The organism is Sinomonas soli (assembly GCF_054782415.1).
Window position 1 is genome coordinate 451,925 of sequence record NZ_BAAGSN010000003.1, and the last position, 6,295, is coordinate 458,219.

General features: G+C 74.5%; 6 protein-coding genes. 4 read left to right on the forward strand and 2 right to left on the reverse strand.

Going from position 1 to position 6,295, the window contains the following annotated elements:
• The first annotated feature begins 146 nt into the window (after positions 1 to 146).
• Together ACYVKZ_RS03320 and ACYVKZ_RS03325 are read left to right on the forward strand one after the other, a co-directional pair.
• Positions 147 to 1,142, forward strand: coding sequence for a hypothetical protein (locus ACYVKZ_RS03320; RefSeq protein ID WP_460990564.1), 996 nt, complete (start codon positions 147 to 149; stop codon positions 1,140 to 1,142).
• A 56-nt stretch (positions 1,143 to 1,198) separates the two neighbouring features.
• The gene (locus tag ACYVKZ_RS03325; protein ID WP_460990566.1) at positions 1,199 to 2,374 is read left to right on the forward strand and encodes an FUSC family protein; all 1,176 of its coding nucleotides are present in this window, start codon (positions 1,199 to 1,201) and stop codon (positions 2,372 to 2,374) included.
• Here the strand turns inward: ACYVKZ_RS03325 and ACYVKZ_RS03330 are convergent.
• Entirely contained in the window at positions 2,371 to 3,816 is a 1,446-nt protein-coding gene (locus ACYVKZ_RS03330; RefSeq protein ID WP_460990568.1) for an MFS transporter, read from the reverse strand. The genes ACYVKZ_RS03325 and ACYVKZ_RS03330 overlap by 4 nt on opposite strands.
• Before the next feature lie 130 nt (positions 3,817 to 3,946).
• Between ACYVKZ_RS03330 and ACYVKZ_RS03335 the strand changes: the two genes are divergently transcribed.
• Positions 3,947 to 4,780: a thioesterase family protein gene (locus ACYVKZ_RS03335; protein WP_460990570.1), complete on the forward strand. Its 834-nt coding sequence runs from the start codon at positions 3,947 to 3,949 to the stop codon at positions 4,778 to 4,780.
• A 30-nt stretch (positions 4,781 to 4,810) separates the two neighbouring features.
• The gene (locus tag ACYVKZ_RS03340; protein ID WP_460990595.1) at positions 4,811 to 5,560 is read left to right on the forward strand and encodes a lipoate--protein ligase family protein; all 750 of its coding nucleotides are present in this window, start codon (positions 4,811 to 4,813) and stop codon (positions 5,558 to 5,560) included.
• On the opposite strand, the gene ACYVKZ_RS03345 is transcribed toward ACYVKZ_RS03340, so the two are convergent.
• Positions 5,553 to 6,128 (reverse strand): cysteine hydrolase family protein, encoded by a 576-nt coding sequence (locus tag ACYVKZ_RS03345; protein WP_460990571.1) that lies wholly within the window; start codon positions 6,126 to 6,128, stop codon positions 5,553 to 5,555. The genes ACYVKZ_RS03340 and ACYVKZ_RS03345 overlap by 8 nt on opposite strands.
• Between the last annotated feature and the right edge of the window lie 167 nt (positions 6,129 to 6,295).

Consider the following 6,295-nt stretch of genomic DNA (forward strand, 5'->3'; position numbering starts at 1 on the left):
GGGCTGCTGGTCGGCGAGGCGATGTGACAAGTATGAAAAGATGATCGCGATGCTGTCTAGAGCATGACGGACTTGTCATGCGGCGGTGAAGGCCGCCGCTGGCGTCGGTCCGCGGCCGCGGACGGCTGGCGCCTATGATGCGTGGCATGGACCTCGCTGCCATCGCCGCCGAGCTCTACACCCTCGCGCCGGGGGCCTTCACCGCCGCGCGCAACGAACGGGCCAAGCTGCTCCGGCGCGAGGGGCAGCGCGAGCTCGCGCAGCAGGTCGCCCGGCTCGCCAAGCCCACCGTCTCCGCCTGGGCCGTCAACGCGCTGGCCGGCCGGCGCGCGGAGGCCCTCGCACGCGTCGTAACCCTCGGCGCCCAGCTGCAGGAGGCCCAGGAGGACCTCGACGCCGCGCGCCTGCGCTCCCTCGCCAAGGAGCGGGCGCAGCTCCTCGCCGAGGCCGTGGCCGCGGCCCGGGGAGCCGCGGACGAGTCAGGCATCGCCATGAGCGATGCCGCGGCGGCGGAGATCGAGCAGACCCTGCGTGCTGCCATGGCCGACGCGCAGGCGTCCGCCGCCGTCCAGAGCGGCCTCCTGCTCCACGCCCTCGAGGGCAACGGCATCGATCCGGTGGACCTCTCCGATGCCGTGGCGGTGCCTGGGGCCCTCGACCGGCCGACCTTGGCAGGTGACGTGCCGCGGGCCGCAGGCAGCGGCCATCGGGACAGCGGGGGGCGCCCCGCCGACGGCAGGCGTCCGCGGAAGGCCGCCGACCGGCGTCGTACGAAAGACGCCGACCGCCAGCAAGAAGCCGACCGGCACGCCGAGGAGGAGCGGCGGGCGGACGAGCTCCGCAGGGAGGAGCGCGCGGAGGCCGAGGCGGACCGCGACGACGCCGCACAGGCCCTCGACGAGGCACAGGCCGAGCTCGCCGGCGCCGAGCGGGACGCCGCAGACGCCGCCGCCCGCGCCCACCGTCTGGCCGACGAGCTCGCGGGGCTGCGGGCCCGGATCACGGAGCTCGAGGACGACCTCGCGGCAGCCGAACGCGAGGGGGCAGCGGCCGAGCGTGCCCGGAGGCTCGCCGCCCGGCTCGTGGAGCGCGAACTCCGGGCGGTGTCCAGGGCCCAGGAGCGCCTCGCCGGCCTCGGCTGACCGCCGGGCACCCCGCCCGAGTCGACGCAGCCCGGGCGCCGTGCGACGCTGGGCAGATGGTCCCCCTTCCCCGTGAACCCCGCGCGGCCCTCCGCAGATTCCTCGTGTGGGCGCCCTCGGCCACCCGCAGCGGACTCAGGGAGGCCGCCTCGGCCGAGCGACTCCTGCTGGCCGGGAAGACCGCCCTCGCTGCCGGCATCGCCTGGGCCCTGGCGCAGCTCATGCCGGGCGCCCTCGGCGAGTACCCGTACTACGCGGCGCTGGGGGCCCTCGTGAGCATGTACCCGACCGTCGCGGACTCGCTGCGCAACGGCCTGCAGAGCCTGGTGGGGCTCGCGCTCGGCATCGGCGTGGCGCTGTTCGTGGGCAGCTTCGCCGACACCGCGGCCTGGTCGGTCGCGCTCGTGGTCGGGGTCGGCATGATCGTCGGCGGCCTCCCGCGGATGGGCAGCGGCCGCGAGTGGGTCCCCCTCGCGGCGCTCTTCGTCCTCGTCGCCGGGGCCAACCGCCGCGATGTCTTCTCCCTGGCCTACCTCGTCCAGATGGGCCTCGGCGTCGCGGTGGGCCTTGCGGTGAACTGGATCGTCTTCCCGCCGCTGCGGGTCGCGGCCGTGACGCCGGCCTTCGGGCGGCTGCGCCATGCGCTCGGCGACCAGCTCGAGGACATGGCCGCCGCCGTCACGGAGGACGAATGGCCCCCGAGCCGGAAGGAGTGGGCCACGAGGGAGGGACTGCTGGCGACGACCGCGGCGGAGGTGCGCGGCGCCGTGGAGGAGGCCGAAATGAGCGCCCGGGCCAATCCCCGCAGAAAACGGCACCACCGGGACCTCGCGGCAGACCTCGCCGACCTGCAGGCGCTCGAGCGGGCCACCTTCAGGGTCCAGGACATCACCGATGTGCTCACGAGCGTCATCTGGGAGGAGCACGCGGGCACTCGCGTGCCGGCCGAGCTGACCCCCGAGGTGGCCGCGGCACTGCTCGCCACCGGCGAGGCGCTGCGCGGCTGGGGCGAGGAGGACGCCCCGGAGGGGCTCCTTGACCGTGCCCAGGAGGCCATCGAGGCGCTCAGCGGCTCGTACCACGAGGTGGCCGCGCGCGAGGCCCCCGGCGACGCGACCGCGGCGATCTCGCTCGCGCTGTCGCGGATCGTGCGCATGGTGCGCGACCGCCTGGACTCGCGCGAGCCGGAGCCCGGGGCGCCCGGCCCCGGCCTCACCCCCGGTCCCGCCTAGGGCGCCGGGCGCCGCGACTCGGCCTCGGCGCCGGCCGCGTCCGCCTCCTTCTGGGCGTCGCGCGGCATGGCGAGCACCGCGGCCACAGCGAGGGCGGCGACCACGACGACGGCGAGGAAGACCGCTGCGGAGGCGGGCACGACGGCGAGCGGCTGGCCGGGCGCGGACGCATAGATCCCGTTGGCGATCGCGCCGAACACGGCGACGCCGAGGGCGCTGCCGATGGAGCGGGCGAACAGGTTGGTGCCCGTGACCACGCCCCGCCGGCTCCAGTCGACGCTCGACTGCGCGGCGATGAGGGTGGGCGAGGCGGTGAGGCCGAGCCCGAGGCCGATCACGAAGCAGCTGCCCGCGACGAAGAACACGTCCGGGGTATGGGCGGTCGCGGCGAGCACCGCCGTCCCGGCCACGGCAACCAGGATGCCGATGATGGCGGTGCGGCGGAAGCCGATCCGCAGGTACAGCCGCCCGGACTGGGAGGCGCTGATGGGCCAGCCGAGCGTGAGGGCTGCCAGGGCGAGGCCCGCGACCACGGGGGAGACCGCCAGCGCGCCCTCGAGGAACGTGGGCACATAGGACGTCAGCCCCAGGATCATGGCCCCTACGCCGAAGGAGACCAGGGTGGTGGTGAGCAGGAGCCGGCGGGACATGACCCACAGGGGGAGCACCGGCTCCGCGGCGCGCCGCTCGGCCAGCAGGAAGGCCACGAACAGGGCCGCCCCCGCGCCCGGCACGCCGATGCCCAGCGGCGAGGCCCAGGCCCACGCCTGGCCGCCCTCGAGCGCCCCGAGGATGAGCAGCGTCATCGCCACGGTCAGCAGCCCGGATCCGAGGTAGTCGATCCGGTGCCGTTCCTTCTCGAAGGACTCGTGGAACGTTCGCGCGAGCATCCACGCAGCCAGCACGCAGAGCGGGATGTTGATCAGGAAGATCCCGCGCCAGATGCCCAGCGACGCGAACACGCCGCCGAGGGTCGGCCCCACCACGGAGGACACCGCCCACACGCTCGCGAGGTAGCCCTGCGCCTTGGCCCGCTCCGCCACCGTGTAGATGTCCCCGGCGATCGTGATGGCCATCGGCTGCACGGCGCCGGCGCCGAGCCCCTGCACCACTCGGAACGCGACAAGCGCGCCCATGGTCGGGGCTATCCCGCACAGCACCGACCCGAGAAGGAACAGGCCGATGCCCGTGAGGATCAGCGGCTTGCGGCCCAGCATGTCGGCGAGCTTGGCGTACACCGGCACGGAGACGGCCTGCGCGAGCATGTAGGCGGAGAAGAGCCACGGGAACGAGGAGAACCCGCCGACGTCGCGCACGATCGAGGGCACCGCCGTCGCGACGATGGTCGAGTCGATCGCCACGAGGCCTGTCGTGAGCATGAGGGCGATGAGGATGGGGCCACGTTCGGAGCGGAAGCCCACGTCGGCACGGGTCACGGTCATGAACGTCAGAACCGCGCGGAGTGCGCAAATAGTCCCGGCCGGTGGCCAGCGGCGGTGCGGCGCCGCCTCCCGCCGGCGATAAGGTGGACGGGGCCGCGCAACGGCGAGCAGGCCAGGAGAGGAGCGGGACGTGACGCAGCAGGCAGGGGCCTCGGCCGAGTGGGCGCAGACGCTGCCCGAACTGGCCGAGGGCGACTTCTACTACGAGGACCTCGGCGGCGGACGCTACCGCTCCACCATCCACGCGCAGGGCGCCTGGAACGCCCACGAGCAGCACATGGCACCCGCCTCCGGCATCCTCGCCCACGCCCTGGCCCGCCACGAGCCGCGCCCCGAGATGCGCATCGCGCGCATGGGCTACGAGATCCTCGGCCTCATCCACGGCGGCGAGTTCGAGGTCACGACCCGCACCGTCCGCCCCGGCAGGACGATCGAGCTGATCGAGGCCGAGCTCACCGCCCAGGGCCGCCCGGCCGTCCGGGCCACCGCCTGGCGGCTCGTCACCGCGGACACCTCGGCGGTCGCCGCCGTCGAGGACCCGGGCATCCCGCCGCGCGAGGAGTGCGAGCGCTGGGACGGGGCCACCGAATGGCCCGGGGGCTACATCCGCTCGCTCGAGATGTACCAGGCGCCGGGCCACCGCTCGGGCAGCGGCACCGTGTGGATCCGCACCGCCCACCCGCTCGTGGGCGGCGCGGAGAGCCCCGACTGGGTCCGGCTCATCGGCCTCGTCGACACGGCCAACGGCATCGCGACCCGGGTCCCGCCCGGGCCCGGCAGCTGGGCGTTCCCCAACGTCGACCTCCAGATCCACATGTACCGCGAGCCCCGGGGCGAGTGGCTCGGTATCGACAACGCCGTGTCCTTCGGCACCGACGGGATCGGCCTGACCTCCTCGGTGCTGCACGACGACGACGGGCCCTTCGGCCGCGCCGAGCAGATCCTCACGCTGCGCAGGAGCTGATCCGTGGCGGAGTGGAACAGCGGCGACCACGTGCCGCTCGAGGTCGTCTCCGGGACCGGCCTGGGCGCGTCCGCCGAGGGCGGGGCCGCGGCAGAGCTGGGGCGCGCCATGGAACTGCTCGACGAGGTCAAGCGCGGCGCCCGAGGCGGGACGCTCCGGCTCTACCGCCCGCGGCGCACCCTCGCATTCGGCCAGCGGGACACGCGCCTGACGGGCTTCGAGGCGGCCCGGTCCGCGGCCCTCGCGCACGGCTTCGAGCCCGTGGTGCGCCGCGCCGGCGGCCGGGCGGCGGCCTACCACGACGGCACGCTCATCGTGGACCACATCGAGCCGGCCCGCGAGGCGATGGTGGGCCACCGGCACCGGTTCGGGGTCTTCGGCGACCTCTACGCAGCCGCCCTGCGCACCCTCGGCGTCGACGCCCGTGTGGGCGAGATTCCCGGGGAATACTGCCCCGGCGAGTTCAGCGTCCACGGCGTCCCGGCCGACGCGGGCTTCCCCGCCCAGGGCGCCCCGGGAGGCACGACGGCGGGTGGCCGGCTCAAGCTCGTCGGCACGGCCCAGCGGGTGGTCGCCGGGGCCTGGCTGTTCTCCTCGGTCTTCGTGGTGGCCGACGCCGCGCCCGTGCGCGCCGTGCTCACCGAGGTCTACCGGGCCCTCGCGCTGCCGTTCGACCCGGGCACCGCAGGCGCCGCGGACGACCTCGTGCCCGGCCTCACGGTCGACGCGGTTGAGGCCGCCGTGCTGGCCATGTACCGGGACCAGGGCGCCGTCAGCTGACGGAGACGCTCTTCGCCTGGCCGAGCAGGGCGAGCGCGTCCTCCCTGCCGAGCCGCTCCTGGCGGTACTGCTCGAGGAGGATCGTGAGCATCGCGTCGGCCTGCTCCGCGTCGTCGGCGCCCATCGCCTCGGCAGCGAAGGCCACGCGGAGGTTCAGGGCATAGGCGTCCGCTGCCGTCTGGGCGAGGCACAGGTGGGTGGACACTCCGGCGAGCAGGAGGCGCTCGGTGCCCCACGTCCTCAGCCGCTGCAGCAGATCCGTGCCCACGAACGCGCTGTCGCGGCGCTTGACGAGCTCGGGGAGCCCCTCGATGTCCAGCTCGGCGAGCGACTCGGCCTGCTCCGTGCCGCGGAAGGCGAAGCCCTGCCCGTCGTCGAGCATTGAGAGAGTCCATGTCGACTGGTCGCGCTCGTGCTGGGTGCGGACCACGAGGGCCGGCGTCCCGGAGGCGCGGGCCGCGCCGATGAGCTCGTTGCACGCGCTGACGAGCCGCTCGCGCTGGTCCGCAAGCTCGGGGAACTCGAAGAACGAGTTCTGCATGTCGATGATCAGCAAGGCGGTGCGCATGCCCGCGCCTTACCCGCGGGCGCGGGCACGCACACACATCCCTGCCCCAGGCGGAGGCCGCCTGGGGCGGGGTGGGGGTCAGTGGCCGCGGGTGATCCAGTCCTGGAGGTGGGGGGCTTCGGTGGCGATGGTGGTGGGGTCGCCGTGGCCGGTGTTGACGGTGGTTT